We start from the raw sequence: 17,065 nt of genomic DNA, 5'->3' as shown, positions 1-17,065 counted from the left end.
GACGCCGCTTGAGCGTCGCGCTCCTCGGCCGCATGCAAAGGTGTCCTTGCTGCATCCGGCTCATCAAAGGGCGCGACCCGCCGATCCACTTATGACACAGTAAGATTAGTGGTGCGGGGCCGGCTTGGCGGTCGGCGTCGTGACATGCGCGGGGCGTGCGCGGTCTTCGCCTTGCGTGCCGGTCACGATCAGGAGCGATGCCGCCAGCAGGATCGCCGCCGACAGCGTCACGGTCACCAGTCCGACGGGGGTCTTCATCATGTCGCGCCGCTGTCTCTCCCGCGCCTTGCCGCGGATCAGGTGCCAACCGGAAATTGCTTGATTACGCCGGGATCGCCGTTGCCATGGTGATGTTGCTCGACAGCACCGTCACGGCGACGACCAGGCACAACGTCAGCGCGCCGAGCGCGAGCGACGCGGCGATCGCGTTCGTCAGCCGGGATGATGCCACCGGGGCAGGGCGGCCATCGAAGCCTGCCGTGCCGGACCACCGTTTCATGGTCTAAATCCCTCAGGCCGCGAGCGAATCACTCGCGACATCCGCGCGAATCTGCCGGTTGTCACCGGCAACATTGCGGCGGCGGCGCCGTCCAAAAATGGCTAAAATACGGCGGTGGCGCGAGTTTTGCCCGTTATTTGGGCAGTTTCCCCGTTATTCCCTGGATTCACACCCGGCCGTTCAGACGCCGGCCGCGAGGCGAGGCTCAGGCTCGGCCTCGGTACCAGGCTGCCAGTCCATCGAGACAAATCCGGGGGTCTGCTCGACCCGCTTGAGCCAGGCGCGGATCGACGGAAAGGTCGCCAGGTCGAAGTCGCAGCGGTCGGCGACGTGGGTGTAGCCGTAAAGGGCGATGTCGGCGACGGTGAGCTGTCCGGCGGCGAAATAGGCGTGTTCCTTGAGGTGATTTTCCATCACCTGCAGCGCCGCATAGCCGCGCTCCATCCAGTCCTCCAGCGCGTGCGTCTGCAGGTCGCGTCCGCCCTTGACCAGCGACAGCCAGAAATAGGCGGCGCCGATGTTCGGCTCCAGCGCGTGCTGCTCGAAGAACATCCACTGCAGCGCCTCGGCGCGCTCGATCCGCGACTCCGGCGCCAGCGGCGTGCCGATCGCGACATACCAGAGGATGGCATTGGACTCGGCGAGATGGCGGCCCTCGGCGACCTCGAGCAGCGGCACCTGGCCGCTCGGATTCTTGGCCAGGAATTCCGGCGTGCGGCTCTCGCCGCGCAGGATGTCGATCTCGATCGCCTCGTACGGCGTGTTCAGCACGGCAAGCGCCAGCCGGACCTTGTAGCTGTTGCCGGAGCGCTGCATCGAATAGAGCTTGTACATTGCGTCGTGGTTCACTCGGTCAGGGAGACGGTACGCTTAAAAATTGCGCGGCCTGTCACACCGCAACGCCGCTAAACAATGATGCTGACGGGGGTGCGTCGCAAGCCCTGCAGTGTGGAAAAAGTCGAAACGTCTACTGCACTGCACACGTGCAGAACGATTCCATCCACACGGCAGAACAACTCGGATCACGCCTGCGCGACGCTCTGCACGGTGCCGGTCGATCGCCAAGGTCGCGACCATGGCCGGCGCGCTGAAATTCACAAACCTTAACGCGCCATCCTTGGCGGCACGACGCGCCGGTCTGCGTTGACGACCCGCCGCTAGCGCCGTCAGGCAGGTTGCCGCGCGGCATTGTCCTCGGAGCAATCCGCGCTGGTGCATGCCGCCGAAGGGCCCGCCGGCAAGACCGGAGCGGGCTTGCCGGATATGAGTCATCCGGTGCCGGAACTTGCGGAAAATTGCGCGCGCCGCGAGCCATGCGCGAAAGTTTTCGTGCTTTACCGCCAAGCTTCTTGCGGTGCAGCGGCGACAGGCCTAGGGTGCCGCGATCCCATTCAAATCAAGTCGTGGCCCTACGGCTCACGACGTTTGCCAGGAGATGATAATGGCCTTCCTGTCCGCTGCGCTCGACCGTGTGAAGCCGTCCGCGACGATCGCGGTCACGGACAAAGCACGCGCGCTGAAAGCCGCGGGCCGCAACGTCATCGGCCTCGGCGCCGGCGAGCCTGACTTCGATACGCCCGCCAACATCAAGCTGGCAGCGATCCACGCGATCGAGGCCGGCAAGACCAAGTACACCGACGTCGGCGGCATTCCGGAGCTCAAGGAAGCCATCATCAACAAGTTCGCACGCGAGAACGGCCTGACCTACAAGCCGAACCAGGTCATCGTCGGCACCGGCGGCAAGCAGGTGCTCTACAACGCGCTGATGGCGACCATCAATCCGGGCGATGAGGTGATCATCCCGGCGCCGTACTGGGTCAGCTATCCCGAGATGGTGGCGCTCGCCGGCGGCGAGTCGGTGCCGGTGGTGTGCCCGGCCTCGACCGGCTTCAAGCTGCGTCCGGAAGATCTCGAGAAGGCGATCACGCCGAAGACCAAGTGGGTGATCCTGTGCTCGCCGTCGAACCCGACCGGCTCGGCCTATACGAAGAGCGAGCTCAAGGCGATCACCGACGTGCTGGTCAAGCATCCGCATGTCTGGGTGATGACCGACGACATGTACGAGCACCTCGTCTATGACGACTTCGTCTTCACCACGGCGGCGCAGGTCGAGCCGAGCCTGTACGATCGCACGCTGACCGTGAACGGCGTGTCGAAGGCCTACTGCATGACCGGCTGGCGCATCGGCTATGCCGGCGGCCCGGCGCAGCTGATCAAGGCGATGGCGACGATCCAGTCGCAGTCGACCTCGAACCCGTCATCGATCGCGCAGTGGGCGTCGGTCGAGGCGCTCAACGGTCCGCAGGACTTCATCGCCGCGAACAACAAGGTGTTCAAGGAACGTCGCGACCTCGTGGTGTCGATGCTCAACCAGGCGAGCGGCATCGAGTGCCCGCGGCCGGAAGGCGCGTTCTACGTCTATCCGTCCTGCGCCGGCACGATCGGCAAGAAGGCGCCGTCGGGCAAGCTGATCGACAACGACGAGGCGTTCGTTACCGAATTGCTCGAGAGCGAAGGCGTCGCCGTGGTGCAGGGATCGGCATTCGGGCTCGGACCCGCGTTCCGCATCTCCTACGCCACCAAGACTTCCGATCTCGAGGATGCCTGCAAGCGTATTCAGCGCTTCTGCGGTAATCTGCGGTAGGTCGATCCGAAATCAAGAAACGCTCCCGCACCTGGTGCGGGAGCGTTTTTGTTTGTGCGCTGAAATCGCGCCGGTAAATTCGACGAGTCAAATCACATCCTGCTCACCTCACGCGCGTGTGTGCGAACATCGATGCCACACGCGGGAAGTTTTTACGGCCGCTTTGCGCACTGCCTTGTTTTGGACACGAGCCTTCCTTCCTGTCCGCCGCGCGAATTCAGTTCAGTTCACCTTGCGGAGACAGATAATGCGACTTTCGACCCTCACCCTTGCAGCGCTTGCGTTGCTGGCGCCGTTCGCCACCGCCAACGCGGCGCCTCAGGTTCAAGCCGGGGTCCTGCAATGCCAGGGCGGCGAGAATGTCGGCTTCGTTGTCGGCTCTGTCGCGCGCCTCGAATGCGTGTTCCAGAGCGGCGGCCGTCGGCCCGAGCCCTATGTTGCGACCGTGAAGCGGATCGGCGTCGACCTCGGCGTCACCGCGACGACCCAGCTCGCCTGGGCCGTGAGCGCGCCGACCACCCAGCTCCCGCGCGGTGCGCTGGCCGGCAGCTACGGCGGCGTCGGCGTCAACGCCTCGGTCGGCCTCGGCGCCGGCGGTAACTTCCTGTTCGGCGGCCCGAACAATGCCTATGCGCTGCAGCCGGTCAGCGTGCAGGGCCAGACCGGCCTCAACGTTGCGGCCGGCATCGCCGGGATCGATCTCGAGCCGGTCGCCTACGGCGGTCCGCGCCGCCATCATCGCCACCACCGTCATCATCATCACCACCACTAGATTTTGTTTTGACGCGTTTTCTTCACGCGAACCGGTATCCACTTCGCTCGAAAACGCTCTAGGCTGGTCGGTGTTCGATCAAAGAGGCCCGCGAAAGCGGGCCTCTTTTTTGTTGTCTGTTGTTTGCTATCCGTTGCTCGATCAATCGGCGGACCCCGAGGAACATAGCCGCGCCGCAACATCTCCTGACAATCGGTGGCCGGGCACCACAAATTCTGGCTGGACGTTCGATGTTGTGGCATAGGATGCGAACGGCGCCGCAGACACGGCGCCGTTCTGTTCTCTGCTCGCGTCATGCCTCTCAGCCGGAGACTCCCCAACATGCGTCGCTTCACTTTCCTCGCCGGAGCTGCCATTGCCACGCTGACCGCAATCGTGAGCGCCAGCGCCCAACAGCCGATCCAGCGCGTGCAGGTCGGCGTCCTTGAATGCCGCGGCGGCGCGAGCGTCGGCTTCATCGTCGGTTCCGTGACCCATCTCGGTTGCGTGCTGCGCGCCAATGGTCTGCCTGAGGATCGCTACATCGCGACCATCCAGAAGGTCGGCATCGATCTCGGCATCACCCAGGAATCGGCGCTGGCCTGGGGCGTCTATGCGCCGGTGGAGCGGCTCGGGCCGGGTGCGCTCTCCGGCAACTATGCCGGCGCGCAGGGCAGCGCGACGCTCGGTGTCGGCGTCGGCGGCAACGTGCTGGTCGGCGGCTCCGACAACACGATCGCCCTGCAGCCGCTCAGCGTGCAGGGCCAGGTCGGCATCAACATCGCCGCCGGCCTCGAAAGCCTCGAGCTCCGTCCGGGCCGCTAACGCGCGCCCGTGCGGTTGATCAGCTTGCCGAAGAAGCCGCGGGCCTCTTCGGCAACGATCCCGGGCGCCTCGGCGTGAACATAGTGCCCGGTCTCGACGAACCTGATCGAAGGTTCGCTCCAATAGTCTTTCAACCTGTCCGACCATTCGGGCGCGATCAACGGATCGCGGCGGCCCCAGAGAAAGCGCGACGGCACGTCGATGCGCGGCTGCGCCGGCAGCTTGCCTTCCAGCCAGAGCCGGCGATTGGGCGCGGACGAGAGATACCAGTCGAAGCCGCCCTGGATGTTGCCCGGCTTCATGAAGTTGTCGACATAGGCTTCCAGCAGGCCTCCGAACACCGCGGGATCGTCGCCCGACCAATGGTCGAGGAAATGTCGGAAGTAGAGCCGGCATGACTCGCGCGAGCTTCCGACCAATTGCGCGGCCCATGGCAGCTGCTGGAAGTATTGATACCAGACCTCGATCAGGTGACCGGGCTGGCCGTAGCGATGCCCGAGGCCCGGATAGGGCGTGCAGAGATAGAGCGTGCCGGTCAGCCGCTGCGGCTGACGATGCGACATCGCCTGCATGACATAGGCGCCGAGATCGCCGCCGATGACGCCGAAGTGCTGATAGTCGAGCGCGTCCATGACGGCAAACATATCCAGCGCGTGGCGCTCCGCGGTGGCGGACGCATCGGGCCCCGTTGTCGGCTTGCCGGTGTCGCCGCAGCCGCGCAAGTCGGGCGCGATCAGTTCAAAACTGTCGCCGAGGCGCAGCATCAGCGGGCGCCACACCAGCCAGAACTCCGGCCAGCCGTGAAGCAGGAGCAGCGGCGGCCCTTTGCCGAAGCGCGCGACATTGACGCGCAAATCGCCGATATCGATCTTCTGTTGCGTAATGCCTGCCGCGGCTGCTTCTGCGAAGGCTTTTTCCAGCGCCGTCATGGGGACTCCCTTTGCTTTGTCGCAGGCTGTCCGCGTTCGCGCGTCCGGTCCAATACTCGTTCGATACGGTTGCAGAGCTATTGCGTATGACTGACGGCACCCGCCGCCGTGCTATACCGACGGCATGGAATTGCGACATCTCAGATATTTCGTGGCGCTCGGCGAGGAATTGAACTTCACCCGCGCGGCCGAGCGGCTGCACATCGCACAACCGCCGCTGAGCCAGCAGATCCGTCAGCTCGAGGACGAACTCGGCGTGACGTTGCTGCAGCGGAATAGCCGTCCTGTCAGGCTCACCGAGGCGGGCGAGCTGCTGCTTGCGCGCGCCCGCTCCCTGCTCGCAAATTTCGAGGCCGCGGTTGTGGACACGCGGCGCGTCGGGCGCGGCCAGGCCGGCAAGCTCGCGATCGGATTCGTCGGCTCCGCGATGTTCGCCGGTCTGCCCGATATCATAGGCAGCTATCGCGACGCCTGTCCCGACGTCGAGCTCGTGCTTGACGAGATGCTGGCGGCCGAGATTGCCGAAGCGCTGCGGCGACGCCGGATCGATGTCGGCTTCGCACGCCCGGCGCTATTGCCGGAGGCGGGTCTTGCCCAGCGCCTGATCCTGGAGGAGCCCTATGTCGCGGCGTTGCCGCGCGCGCATCCGCTTGCCGAGAGGGACGACATTGCGCTTGCCGAATTGTCCGATGATGCCTTCGTGCTCTATCCGGAGCGGCCGGCGCCATCGGTCACCGGCCTGATCGTCGCCGCGTGCCAGGCCGCCGGATTCACGCCGCGACTCGCGCAGGAGGTGCTGCATCTGCAAACCGCGATTGGCCTGATCGCCGCCGGCGTCGGTGTATCGCTCGTCCCGGAGGCCGCGGCACGCGCGCAGACCGGTCGCGGCGTGGCGTATGTCCGCTTGGCCGCGCCGGCGGTGACGGCGCCGCTCACGATTGCGTGGCGTGAAGAAGATGTCTCGCCCGCCGTGCAGCGTCTGCTCGACCTTGCGACACGCTGGCGCGAGATTTCTCCGGGACTTGCGCGAAGGAACTGACGCAGCGGATGCAATTGTCCGGACGATGGCTCGGAATTGCAAACCTCCGCGACGCCGCACCGCAGCGACGTTTTCCCGCTTGCCAAATGTCAAACGCAGGCAGAGCATAAACGGTCGCCGACCCAATCATGGGCCGAGCTCCAAAACGAGGAGGCGGCAATGGGACAAGACGTCAGAAGTCCCCGAGGTCCACGGTGCATCGCATTGGTGGGCCCTTTCCAAAGCGGTAAAACCACACTTCTGGAAGCGATCCTGGCGCGCACTGGCGCCATTAAAACTGCCGGCAGCGTCGATGCCGGAACCTCCGTCGGCGATGCCAGCCCCGAGGCGCGTCAGCACAAGATGGGCGTAGGCCTGACCGCCGCCACCACCACCTTTATGGGGGACAGCTACACCTTTATCGATTGTCCCGGCTCGATCGAATTCGCGCACGATATGCGTGCAGCGTTGCCGGCGGTCGATGCCGCGGTCGTGGTCTGCGAAGCCGACGAGAAAAAGCTGCCGCAGCTGCAGATCATCCTGCGCGAGCTCGAGGAGCTCGGAATTCCCCGTTTCCTGTTCCTGAACAAGATCGACCGCGCCAACAAGCGCGTCCGCGAGACGCTTGCGACGCTGCAGCCGGCCTCGCGCGTGCCGCTGGTGCTGCGCCAGATCCCGATCTGGAACGGCGATCTGATCGAAGGCTTTGTCGATCTCGCGCTGGAGCGCGCCTTCGTCTATCGCGAGCACAAGCCGTCGGAGGTGATGGCGCTCGAGGGCGGCAATCTCGATCGCGAGAAGGAAGCCCGCTTCTCGATGCTGGAGAAGCTTGCCGACCACGACGACGCGCTGATGGAGCAGTTGCTGGAGGATATCCAGCCGCCGCGCGATGCCGTGTTCGACGATCTCGCCCGCGAACTGCGCGAAGGGCAGATCTGTCCGGTGCTGCTCGGCGCTGCGAGCCGCGAGAACGGCGTGCTGCGCCTGATGAAGGCGCTGCGCCATGAGGCGCCCGGCGTCGCCGAGACCGCCGATCGGCTCGGCATCAAGGATCAGAAGGATGCGCTGGCCTACGTGTTCAAGACCGTGCACTTGCAGCACGGCGGCAAGCTGTCGCTGGCGCGCGTGCTTGCGGGCCGGCTCGACGACGGCGCGACGCTGCAATCCTCAAGCGGCGAGAGCGGACGCGTCTCAGGCATCCTCGCGGTCTCGGGCGGGCATGACAGCAAGCGGCCGCAGGCCGAGGCCGGCGACACCGTCGCGCTCGGCAAGCTCGATGCGATCAAGACCGGCGATACGGTCTCGAGCGGCAAGACGGCGCCGGCCTCGCTGGTCAAGGTCGAGCCGGCCGCGGCCGTGCTGTCGATCTCGATTGCCGCGACCGACCGCAAGGACGATGTCAAGCTCGGCCAGGCGCTGCTGCGGCTGAACGAGGAAGATCCCTCGCTGACAATGATCCAGAACCCGCGCACCCACGACACCGTGCTGTGGGGGCAGGGCGAGATGCATCTGCGCGTGGCGCAGGAGCGGCTGAAGGACCGCTACGGCGTCAACGTCAAATCGCATCCGCCGGCGATCGGCTATCAGGAGACCATCCGCAGGCCGATCACCCAGCGCGGCCGGCACAAGAAGCAGTCCGGCGGTCATGGCCAGTTCGGCGACGTCGTGCTCGACATCAAGCCGAAGCCGCGCGGGTCAGGCTTCGAATTCCACGAGAAAGTGGTCGGGGGCGCGGTGCCGCGCAACTATATCGGCGCGGTGGAAGAGGGCGTTGTCGACGCGCTGGCGCGCGGCCCGCTCGGCTTCCCCGTGATCGACGTCGACGTCACGCTGACCGACGGCTCCTATCACAGCGTCGACTCGTCCGATCTCGCGTTCCGTACCGCGGCGCGGATCGGGGTCAGCGAAGGGTTGCCGCAGTGCCAGCCGGTGCTGCTGGAGCCGATCCATATGGTCGAGATCGTCTGTCCGACCGACGCCACCGCCAAGATCAACGCGATCCTGTCGGCGCGCCGCGGCCAGATCCTCGGCTTCGACACCCGCGACGGCTGGATCGGCTGGGATTGCGTCCGCGCCACGATGCCGGAATCGGAGATCGGCGACTTGATTGTCGAACTGCGCTCCGCCACCGCCGGCGCCGGCACCTTCACCCGCCAGTTCGACCGCATGGCCGAAGTGACAGGCCGCGCCGCCGACCAGATCATCGCCGCGCATCGCGACGCGGCGTGATCGAATTGTCATTCCGGGATGGTCCGAAGGACCAGACCCGGAATCTCGAGATTCCGGGTTCGATGCCGTCGCATCGCCCCGGAATGACGGGCCAAGATAGCGCCCGTGATTCCCTTCCTATGAGGCAGTTTCCGCCAGCATGCTTGAATCCCGCCGTAACCTGGCGCTGGCCTGCGCGCTCAGCGCAATGGCCGGCTATGTCGACGGCATCGGCTATCTGCATCTCGGCGGGCTGTTCGTCTCCTTCATGAGCGGTAACTCGACGCGGCTTGGCGTGACGCTGGCCGAGGGGCATTGGCAGCACGCGCTGGAAGCGCTGGAGCTGATCGTGCTGTTCGTCGCCGGCGCCGCAGCCGGCAGCCTGATCGTGCTCAGCGCGCTGGTGCATCGCCAGCCCCTGCTCCTGCTCATCGAGGCGTGGCTGCTCACGGCGGCGGCGGTGGCCTATGCCTATGGCCTGTCGAACGCCGCGGTCGCCGCCATCGTGCTGGCGATGGGGCTCGAGAACGCCGTATTCCAGCTCGAAGGCGGGGCCGGGCTCGGCCTCACCTATGTCACCGGGGCGCTGGTGAAGGCCGGTCAGCTGATCGCCGCCGCGCTCACAGGCGGTGCGGGCTGGGCCTGGCTCCCGAACCTGCTGCTGTGGGCGGCGCTGGTCGCGGGCGCGCTCGCCGGCGGGCTGGCCTATGGCTGGATCAACCTCGCCGCGATCTGGTTCGCCGCAGCCGCCGCGTTCGCCCTCAGCGCGCTGGTTGCCGCAACCGCGAAGCGGACGCATTGACAGCGCGCCCGCCTTGGCCGATGTCACGATCATGACGTCCTCAAGCAAAACCCGCGCCGCATGCCTGATCGGCTGGCCCGCCGCGCATTCCCGCTCGCCGTTGATCCATCATTACTGGCTGCGCACGCTCGGCATCGAGGGCGGCTATGTGATCGAGGCGGTGCCGCCGGAGGACTTCAAGGATTTCCTGTTCCGCCTGTCGCTGCGCGGCTTCGTCGGCGCCAACGTCACCATTCCGCACAAGGAGCGCGCGCTGGCGCTGTCGGCACCGGATGCGCGCGCCCGCGCCGTCGGCGCCGCCAACACGCTGTGGTTCGCCGATGGCGAGCTGCGCTCGACCAACACCGATGTCGAAGGCTTCATCAACAATCTCGACGCCTGCGCGCCCGGCTGGGACAAGACGGAGGACGCGCTGGTGCTCGGCGCCGGTGGCGCGGCACGTGCGGTGGTGTTCGGCCTGATCGAGCGCGGCATCGCGCGCGTGCATCTGGTCAACCGCAGCATCGATCGTGCCCGCGCGCTGGCCGGGCAATTCGGCGCGCGGGTTCATCCTGCGACCTGGGACAAGGTTGATGAGCTGCTGCCGCGCGCCGGCCTGCTGGTGAATACCACCTCGCTCGGCATGCATGGTCAGCCCGCGCTCGAGATCGATGTCGGCCTGCTGCCGCAACACGCGGTCGTTTCCGATCTCGTCTATGTGCCGCTGGTGACGCCGCTGCTTGCGGCGGCAGAGGCGCGTGGTCTGAAGACCGCTGATGGACTGGGCATGCTGCTGCACCAGGCGGTGCGCGGTTTCGAATTGTGGTTCGGGCGGCGTCCGCAGGTCACGCCGGAACTGCGCACGCTTGTTGAGGCCGATCTCACAAAGACTTGAGGCCTGGAATAGCATCTCCGGAACGGGGTCTGGTGTTAGTCCCCCCGCGTTCCCTCCCGGAGATCAGTCATGCCTGCCAGCCGCTCCCATCTCATTCGGCCGTTCATCGCGCTCGCGATGGTGACGGTGTCCACGCTCTACGCGCTCGCGCAGCAGCCGCCGACGCCGACACGGGTGCGTGGAACCGTCGAGAGCGTCGACGGCGATACGCTCGCGGTGAAGTCGCGCAGCGGCGAGGACGTCAAGCTGCACATGGCAGGCAACATGGTGGTGCTCGGTCTCACCAAGATCGCGCTATCCGACATCAAGGTTGGTTCCTTCATCGGCACGACCACCGTGCCCGGACCCGACGGCACACCGAAGGCGGTCGAGGTGCATGTCTTCCCGGAGAGCATGCGCGGTACCGGCGAAGGCTCGCGGCCCTACGATCTGAAGCCGAACAGCAGCATGACCAATGCGACCGTCGCGCAATCCGTCGTCAGCAATGACGGCCACACATTGCTGGTCAAATACAAGGACGGCGAGAAGAAGGTGGAGGTCGCACCCGATACACCGGTCGTGACCTATGTTCCCGGCGACAAGGCGGACCTGAAGGCCGGCGCCAAGGTCATCGCTTTCATGAAGAAACTGCCGGACGGCTCGCTTGAGACCGACCGCGTCAGCGTCGGCCGCGACGGCCTTACGCCGCCGATGTGACGCACAATGTCATCCCGGGGCGATGCGAAGCGTCGGGATATCGAGATTCCGGGTCTGGTCCTTCGGACCATCCCGGAATGACGATCTGAACGGGCTACATCAGAACACGCGAGCGCATCACCTGTCCGTTATCGCAGTAACAGTTCCCTCGTCCGGCGCGTAGTTGTCGTGTGAGCCGTCGCTTCCGCGAGGAGTTGTGGCTTGCACGGAATACCACCAACTCCCCGGTGTTCCCTGATTCGCCAGCCCAACCCATGAGGGACACCATGCCGAAATCGACGCTGTTCGCCGCATTGCTTCTTGTTGCCTTTGCTTCGGCTGCATCCGCGCAGCAGCCGCCGGCGGTGCGCATCCGCGGCACCATCGAGGCCGTCGACGGCGCCATGCTGTCGATCAAGTCGCGCGACGGCGCCGACATGAAGGTGCGGACCACCGACAACGTCGCGGTGTTCGGCGTCGCCAAGACCGATCTGTCGGAGATCAAGCCCGGTTCCTATATCGGCGTCACCGCGATGCCCGAGCCCGACGGAACGCAGAAGGCGATCGCGGTTCACATCTTCCCGGAGAACCAGCGCGGCGCCGCCGAAGGCTTCCGCCCTTGGGACCTGCGCGCCAATTCGACCATGACCAACGCCACCGTCGCCGAGACCGTGAAGGGCACCGACGGTCAGAACATCACGGTGAAGTACAAGGACGGCGAGAAGAAAGTCGTGGTGCCGCCGGGCACCCCGGTCGTCACCTTCGTCGCCGGCGACAAGTCGGAGCTGAAGCCGGGCGCCAAGATCATCATCTTCGGCGCGGTGAAGAAGGACGACGGCACGCTGGAAGCCAACCGCGTCAATGTCGGCCGCGACGGGATTGCGCCGCCGATGTGATGCCGAACAGGCTCCGCTGTCGTCCCTGCGAAAGCAGGGACCCATAACCACAGGGTTGAGTTGTTGAAGCGCGCTGTCGCCGCGGCGTTGCGAAACGACGGCCATCGGTGGTTATGGGTCCCGGGTCGCGCTTCGCTTGCCCGGGACGACGTGTTGAGAGAGGCTGCCGCTCCGCGCTAAACCGCCAGCACGTGATCGTCGATCTCGGCGATGGTGTTGACGCCGCACAGTCCCATCGTGGTGGTGAGCTCCTTGCCCAGAATATCGATCGCCTTGGCGACGCCTTCCTGGCCGCCGGCGCCGAGGCCATAGGCATAGGCGCGGCCGATCATGCAGGACTTCGCGCCGAGCGCGAGCGCCCGCATGACGTCCATGCCGGTGCGGATACCGCCGTCGAACATGATCTCGAGCTTCGAGCCGACCTCATCGACGATCTCCGGCAGCACCTCGATCGAGGACGGCGCGCCGTCGAGCTGGCGGCCGCCATGGTTGGAGACCACGATCGCCTGGGCGCCGGTCTTGGCGGCAAGCTCGGCGTCCTCGACGTCGAGGATGCCTTTAAGGATCAGCTTGCCCGGCCAAATGCTGCGGATCCAGTCGATGTCCTTCCAGTTCAGCGAGGTGTCGAACTGCGAGGCGGTCCATTCCGACAGTTTCGTCAGATCCTCGGTGCCTTTGACGTGGCCGGCAATGTTGCCGAAGGTGCGGCGCTTGCCTTGCAGCACGCCTGATACCCAGGCGGGCTTGGTCGCGAAGTCGATCAGCTTCGACAGTGACCATTCCGGCGGCACCGTCATGCCGTTCTTGATGTCCTGGTGGCGCTGGCCGATCACCTGCAGGTCGACGGTCAACACCAGCGCCGAGCATTTCGCCGCGATCGCGCGCTCGATCAGCGACTTGATGAAGCCGCGGTCCTTCATGACGTAGAGCTGGAACCAGAACGGCTTGTCGACGGCGGCGGCGATGTCCTCGATCGAGCAGATCGACATCGTGCTCTGGGTGAAGGGAATGCCGGCCGCCTGCGCGGCGCGGCAGGCATAGATCTCGCCGTCGCCATGCTGCATGCCGAGCAGGCCGACCGGCGCCAGGATCAGCGGCATCGCGGCCGGCTCGCCGAGGATCGTGGTCGCCAGGGTGCGCTTGGACACATCGACCAGGATGCGCTGGCGGAACTTGATCTGCTGCAGATCTTCCGAATTCGCGCGCAGCGTGTCCTCGGTGTAGGAGCCGCGGTCCGCATAATCGAAAAACGCCTTCGGCACCCGGCGCTTGTGCAGCTGGCGCAGATCTTCGATGCAGGTAATGTGCTTCATGGACGGTCCCGGCCCTTCTTCTGTGTCGCAAGTTCGATGTCGCGAGCCTTGTTTAGGCAGCAAGTCTTGCGGGTGTTCGATCTTGCCGTCATCTAGCATGGATGGGGGACCTGCCAAATCGAAGACGGATGGGAGAGCGCGATGACCCAATCAGGCTCCAAACCGAAAGCAAAAGCAGACGAGAACGCCGAGAAGCGCCGGCTCGACGAGGCCCTGGAGGAGGGGCTGGAGGAGACGTTTCCCGGTTCCGACCCCGTCAATGTCACCCAGCCGGCCCCTACCAAGGGTGACCAGCACGTCAAGCGCAACGGCAAAGGGTAGGGGACGACGTTCGTTCCCCAGGTTGCCGAAAGAGTAATAATGTTATATCTTTCAGTGCCTTAATGTAGAGGCACGGGGTTTAGCCCCGGTAATGATTCATCATATTTTTTGAAGTCCTTTTAGCGCCTGGCAGTCTATAAGGCCGATGCACGCTAGACTGGTGGGCGTTCAGGACTCTCTCGCCGGGTGGTTCGAGAGGTCCGTCTTGGGGGTTACATGAGCCGCAAATATTTCGGGACCGATGGAATTCGGGGCCGCGCCAATGGGCTGATCACGCCGGAGCTCGCGCTCAAGGTGGGGCAGGCCGCAGGGTTGGTGTTTCAGCGTGGCGATCATCGCCATCGCGTCGTGATCGGCAAGGACACGCGGCTGTCCGGCTACATGATCGAATACGCCATGGTCGCGGGCTTCACCTCGGTCGGTATGGACGTGCTGCTGGTCGGCCCGATGCCGACCCCGGCGATCGCGATGCTCACCAAGTCGATGCGCGCCGATCTCGGCGTCATGATCTCGGCGTCGCATAATCTGTTCGAAGACAACGGCATCAAGCTGTTCGGCCCGCAGGGCTTCAAGCTGTCGGACGATGTCGAGAAGCAGATCGAGCAGCTGCTCGACGAATCGCTCGACCGCCGCCTGGCGCAGAGCGCGAGCCTCGGCCGCGCCCGCCGCATCGACGGCGTCCATGACCGCTACATCGAATTCGCCAAGCGCACGCTGCCGCGCGATCTCTCGCTCGACGGCCTGCGCGTCGTGGTCGATTGCGCCAATGGCGCCGCCTACAAGGTGGTGCCGGAAGCGCTGTGGGAGCTCGGCGCCGACGTGGTGCCGATCGGGGTCGAACCCGACGGCTTCAACATCAACAAGGAATGCGGCTCCACCTCGCCGGAAGCGCTGTCGCGGAAGGTGCGCGAGATGCGCGCCGACATCGGCATCGCGCTCGACGGCGATGCCGATCGCGTCATCCTGGTCGACGAGCGCGGCCACATCGTCGACGGCGACCAGCTGCTCGCGGTGATAGCGCAGAGCTGGAAGGAGGAGGGGCGCCTCGCCAAGCCCGGCATCGTCACGACCGTGATGTCCAATCTCGGGCTGGAGCGCTTCCTGCAGGGCCTCGGGCTGCAGATGGTCCGCACGCCGGTCGGCGACCGCTATGTGCTCGAGCAGATGCTGAGCGGCGGCTACAATCTCGGCGGCGAGCCGTCGGGCCATATCATCATGTCGGACTATTCGACGACCGGCGACGGTTTCGTCGCGGCACTGCAGGTGCTGGCCGTGGTGCAGAAGCTGCGCCGCCCGGTGTCGGAGATCTGCCGGCGTTTCGACCCGTTGCCGCAAATCCTGAAGAACGTGCGCTATCGCAGCGGCAAGCCGCTCGACGACGCCGAGGTCAAGTCCGCGATCACCGACGGCGAGAAGCGCCTCAACGGCCATGGCCGTCTGTTGATCCGCCCCTCCGGCACCGAGCCGGTGATCCGCGTGATGGGCGAGGGCGACGATCGTATCCTGGTGGAAGAGGTCGTCGACAACATCGTCAGCGCACTCGGCCACGCCGCCGCGGCTTAAGCCCCGTCCGGCCTCGTCAGCTCGTGATCCTGAGGAGCGCGCCCTTGCGCGCGTCTCGAAGGATGCACGGCCCATTGTCGCAATGTGGCGAGCGCCGGGCCGTGGACCCTTCGAGACGCGCGGAGCCTGTCATCGGGCCGCGCTTTGCGCGGACCCGTTGGCGCTCCTCAGGGTGACGGGGATAGAGTTTGGCCGCCGGCTGGCCACACAGCGCATCGCTGCCATCGGCTAACGCAACTGGTTTACCTCACCTCCGCGTCGTACGACACGGAGGTATTTTTGCGAATCTGTCCGGGAATGCTGCATTGAACAAACCCGTCGTGAGCAAACAGGCGCTGGGCGAGCCGGTGGCGGTGCCGGAGCTGACGGCCGCGAAGGTTGCCGCCGCTGCGGGGCCGGCCTATGTCGTGCTTGCCGGCATCAGCTTCTCGCACTTCCTCAACGACACGATGCAGTCGCTGATCGCTTCGGTCTATCCGATCCTGAAGGACAATTACGCGCTCGACTTCGCGCAGATCGGCATGATCACGCTGGCGTTCCAGTTCACGGCGTCGCTGCTGCAGCCGCTGGTCGGGCATTTCACCGACAAGAAGGCGCAGCCGTTCTCGCTTGCGATCGGCATGGGCTTCACCTTTTTCGGTCTGTTGCTGCTCAGCGTTGCGCATACCTATGGGGTCATCCTGATTGCGGCTTCGCTGGTCGGCCTTGGCTCCGCGGTGTTCCACCCGGAATCGTCGCGCATCGCGCGGCTGGCGTCAGGCGGACGTTACGGTTTCGCGCAATCGGTGTTCCAGCTCGGCGGCAGTTTCGGCACCTCGATGGGGCCGGTGCTCGCAGCACTGATCGTGGTGCCGTTCGGTCAGCCCTCGATCGCCTGGTTCTCCTCGATCGCGTTCCTTGCCATCGTGATCCTCTGGCGCATCGGCGTCTGGTACAAACCGCAGATATCGGGCAAGAAGACGGCCGCCAGCGCGCGGCATCCCGACCATCCGGATCAGCGGCGCGTGAAGATCGCGCTCATCGTGCTGGTCGCGCTGCTGTTCTCCAAGCAGCTCTATGTCTCGAGCCTGTCGAGCTATTACATCTTCTATCTGATCGACCGGTTCGGTGTCTCGACGCAGGCGGCGCAGCTCTATCTGTTCGTCTTCCTTGCCGCCAACGCCGCGGGTGCGTTCATCGGCGGTCCGCTCGGCGACCGCTTCGGCCGCAAATACGTGATCTGGTTCTCGATCCTCGGCGCGCTGCCGTTCACGCTGGCGCTGCCCTATGCCGGCCTGTTCGCCAGCGCCGTGCTGACGGTGGTGATCGGTTTGATCATCTCGTCGGCGACGTCGGCGATCATCGTGTTCGCGCAGGAATTGATGCCGCATCGCTTCGGCATGATCTCTGGCGTGTTCTTCGGCGTCGCCTTCGGGATCGGCGGGCTCGGCGCCGCCGTGCTCGGCAAGCTCGCCGACCACACCTCGATCGCCTTCGTCTATCAGCTGTGCGCCTTCCTGCCGGCGATCGGCCTGCTCGCGGTGTTCCTGCCGAGGATGCCGCGGGCCGTGCGCTGAACGCTCGGCCGCGGACGCGACGCCCGCGTTAAGCATTCGCTAACACACCCGGCTCGCGTGCCTTGCGAACGGCGCGGATGCGTCAACGCTTCATTAGCACTTTTGGCGGGATCGCGATGTTTCGTCGCCAACCTGCGTCATTTATGGACCCATAAGCGACAGCCGCAGAGAAAGGTGAGAGAAAATCAACC

17 protein-coding genes are annotated in these 17,065 nt (G+C 65.2%); 12 read left to right on the top strand and 5 right to left on the bottom strand.

Going from position 1 to position 17,065, the window contains the following annotated elements; translation table 11 throughout:
- Positions 1-105 precede the first annotated feature (105 nt).
- The 3 genes from ACZBJS_RS34000 to ACZBJS_RS33990 form a co-directional block, all read right to left on the bottom strand.
- Positions 106-261 carry a hypothetical protein gene (locus ACZBJS_RS34000; protein WP_168859260.1) on the bottom strand — a complete coding sequence of 52 codons (156 nt, stop codon included), beginning with the start codon at positions 259-261 and terminating at the stop codon, positions 106-108.
- A gap of 61 nt (positions 262-322) precedes the next feature.
- Positions 323-499 (bottom strand): hypothetical protein, encoded by a 177-nt coding sequence (locus ACZBJS_RS33995; RefSeq protein ID WP_168859259.1) that lies wholly within the window; start codon positions 497-499, stop codon positions 323-325.
- Between the two features lie 180 nt (positions 500-679).
- Positions 680-1,333 (bottom strand): glutathione S-transferase family protein, encoded by a 654-nt coding sequence (locus ACZBJS_RS33990; protein WP_057015955.1) that lies wholly within the window; start codon positions 1,331-1,333, stop codon positions 680-682.
- Positions 1,334-1,940: 607 nt separating this feature from the next.
- Here ACZBJS_RS33990 and ACZBJS_RS33985 point away from each other — a divergent pair.
- The 3 genes from ACZBJS_RS33985 to ACZBJS_RS33975 all read left to right on the top strand — a co-directional run bounded on the left by ACZBJS_RS33985 (position 1,941) and on the right by ACZBJS_RS33975 (position 4,719).
- Positions 1,941-3,143 (top strand): pyridoxal phosphate-dependent aminotransferase, encoded by a 1,203-nt coding sequence (locus ACZBJS_RS33985; RefSeq protein ID WP_028340563.1) that lies wholly within the window; start codon positions 1,941-1,943, stop codon positions 3,141-3,143.
- 247 nt (positions 3,144-3,390) lie between these two features.
- Positions 3,391-3,915 carry a DUF992 domain-containing protein gene (locus ACZBJS_RS33980; RefSeq protein WP_028336065.1) on the top strand — a complete coding sequence of 175 codons (525 nt, stop codon included), beginning with the start codon at positions 3,391-3,393 and terminating at the stop codon, positions 3,913-3,915.
- 321 nt (positions 3,916-4,236) lie between these two features.
- Positions 4,237-4,719: a DUF992 domain-containing protein gene (locus ACZBJS_RS33975; RefSeq protein ID WP_316399019.1), complete on the top strand. Its 483-nt coding sequence runs from the start codon at positions 4,237-4,239 to the stop codon at positions 4,717-4,719.
- Here the strand turns inward: ACZBJS_RS33975 and ACZBJS_RS33970 are convergent.
- The gene (locus ACZBJS_RS33970) at positions 4,716-5,648 is read right to left on the bottom strand and encodes an alpha/beta fold hydrolase (protein ID WP_316399018.1); all 933 of its coding nucleotides are present in this window, start codon (positions 5,646-5,648) and stop codon (positions 4,716-4,718) included. The genes ACZBJS_RS33975 and ACZBJS_RS33970 overlap by 4 nt on opposite strands.
- 124 nt (positions 5,649-5,772) lie before the next feature.
- On the opposite strand from ACZBJS_RS33970, the gene ACZBJS_RS33965 reads away from it, so the two are divergent.
- The 6 genes from ACZBJS_RS33965 to ACZBJS_RS33940 all read left to right on the top strand — a co-directional run bounded on the left by ACZBJS_RS33965 (position 5,773) and on the right by ACZBJS_RS33940 (position 12,121).
- On the top strand, positions 5,773-6,687 hold the full coding sequence (locus ACZBJS_RS33965; protein ID WP_316399017.1) for a LysR substrate-binding domain-containing protein: 915 nt from the start codon (positions 5,773-5,775) through the stop codon (positions 6,685-6,687).
- A 159-nt stretch (positions 6,688-6,846) separates the two neighbouring features.
- Positions 6,847-8,895, top strand: a complete 2,049-nt coding sequence (locus tag ACZBJS_RS33960; protein ID WP_229190704.1) for an elongation factor G — start codon at positions 6,847-6,849, stop codon at positions 8,893-8,895.
- 139 nt (positions 8,896-9,034) lie between these two features.
- Positions 9,035-9,676, top strand: coding sequence for a YoaK family protein (locus ACZBJS_RS33955; RefSeq protein ID WP_057015948.1), 642 nt, complete (start codon positions 9,035-9,037; stop codon positions 9,674-9,676).
- 31 nt (positions 9,677-9,707) lie between these two features.
- On the top strand, positions 9,708-10,550 hold the full coding sequence (locus ACZBJS_RS33950) for a shikimate dehydrogenase (RefSeq protein ID WP_316399016.1): 843 nt from the start codon (positions 9,708-9,710) through the stop codon (positions 10,548-10,550).
- Between the two features lie 117 nt (positions 10,551-10,667).
- On the top strand, positions 10,668-11,246 hold the full coding sequence (locus ACZBJS_RS33945; protein WP_316399020.1) for a hypothetical protein: 579 nt from the start codon (positions 10,668-10,670) through the stop codon (positions 11,244-11,246).
- Between the two features lie 266 nt (positions 11,247-11,512).
- Positions 11,513-12,121 carry a single stranded DNA-binding domain-containing protein gene (locus ACZBJS_RS33940; RefSeq protein ID WP_316399015.1) on the top strand — a complete coding sequence of 203 codons (609 nt, stop codon included), beginning with the start codon at positions 11,513-11,515 and terminating at the stop codon, positions 12,119-12,121.
- Positions 12,122-12,297: 176 nt separating this feature from the next.
- On the opposite strand, the gene ACZBJS_RS33935 is transcribed toward ACZBJS_RS33940, so the two are convergent.
- Positions 12,298-13,434, bottom strand: a complete 1,137-nt coding sequence (locus tag ACZBJS_RS33935) for an alpha-hydroxy acid oxidase (protein WP_016846679.1) — start codon at positions 13,432-13,434, stop codon at positions 12,298-12,300.
- A 141-nt stretch (positions 13,435-13,575) separates the two neighbouring features.
- On the opposite strand from ACZBJS_RS33935, the gene ACZBJS_RS33930 reads away from it, so the two are divergent.
- The 3 genes from ACZBJS_RS33930 (at position 13,576) to ACZBJS_RS33920 (ending at position 16,874) form a co-directional block, all read left to right on the top strand.
- Complete coding sequence (locus ACZBJS_RS33930) at positions 13,576-13,755, top strand: hypothetical protein (protein ID WP_057015946.1); 180 nt, start codon at positions 13,576-13,578, stop codon at positions 13,753-13,755.
- A gap of 216 nt (positions 13,756-13,971) precedes the next feature.
- Positions 13,972-15,318 (top strand): phosphoglucosamine mutase, encoded by a 1,347-nt coding sequence (gene glmM, locus ACZBJS_RS33925; RefSeq protein ID WP_016846677.1) that lies wholly within the window; start codon positions 13,972-13,974, stop codon positions 15,316-15,318.
- A 305-nt stretch (positions 15,319-15,623) separates the two neighbouring features.
- The gene (locus ACZBJS_RS33920; RefSeq protein WP_057017932.1) at positions 15,624-16,874 is read left to right on the top strand and encodes an MFS transporter; all 1,251 of its coding nucleotides are present in this window, start codon (positions 15,624-15,626) and stop codon (positions 16,872-16,874) included.
- Positions 16,875-17,065: the final 191 nt, after the last annotated feature.

It is taken from the genome of Bradyrhizobium sp. KZN70725 (assembly GCF_055264925.1).
The sequence above is the reverse complement of the archived record's forward strand: the minus strand, read 5'-3'. Positions and strand labels throughout refer to the sequence as shown.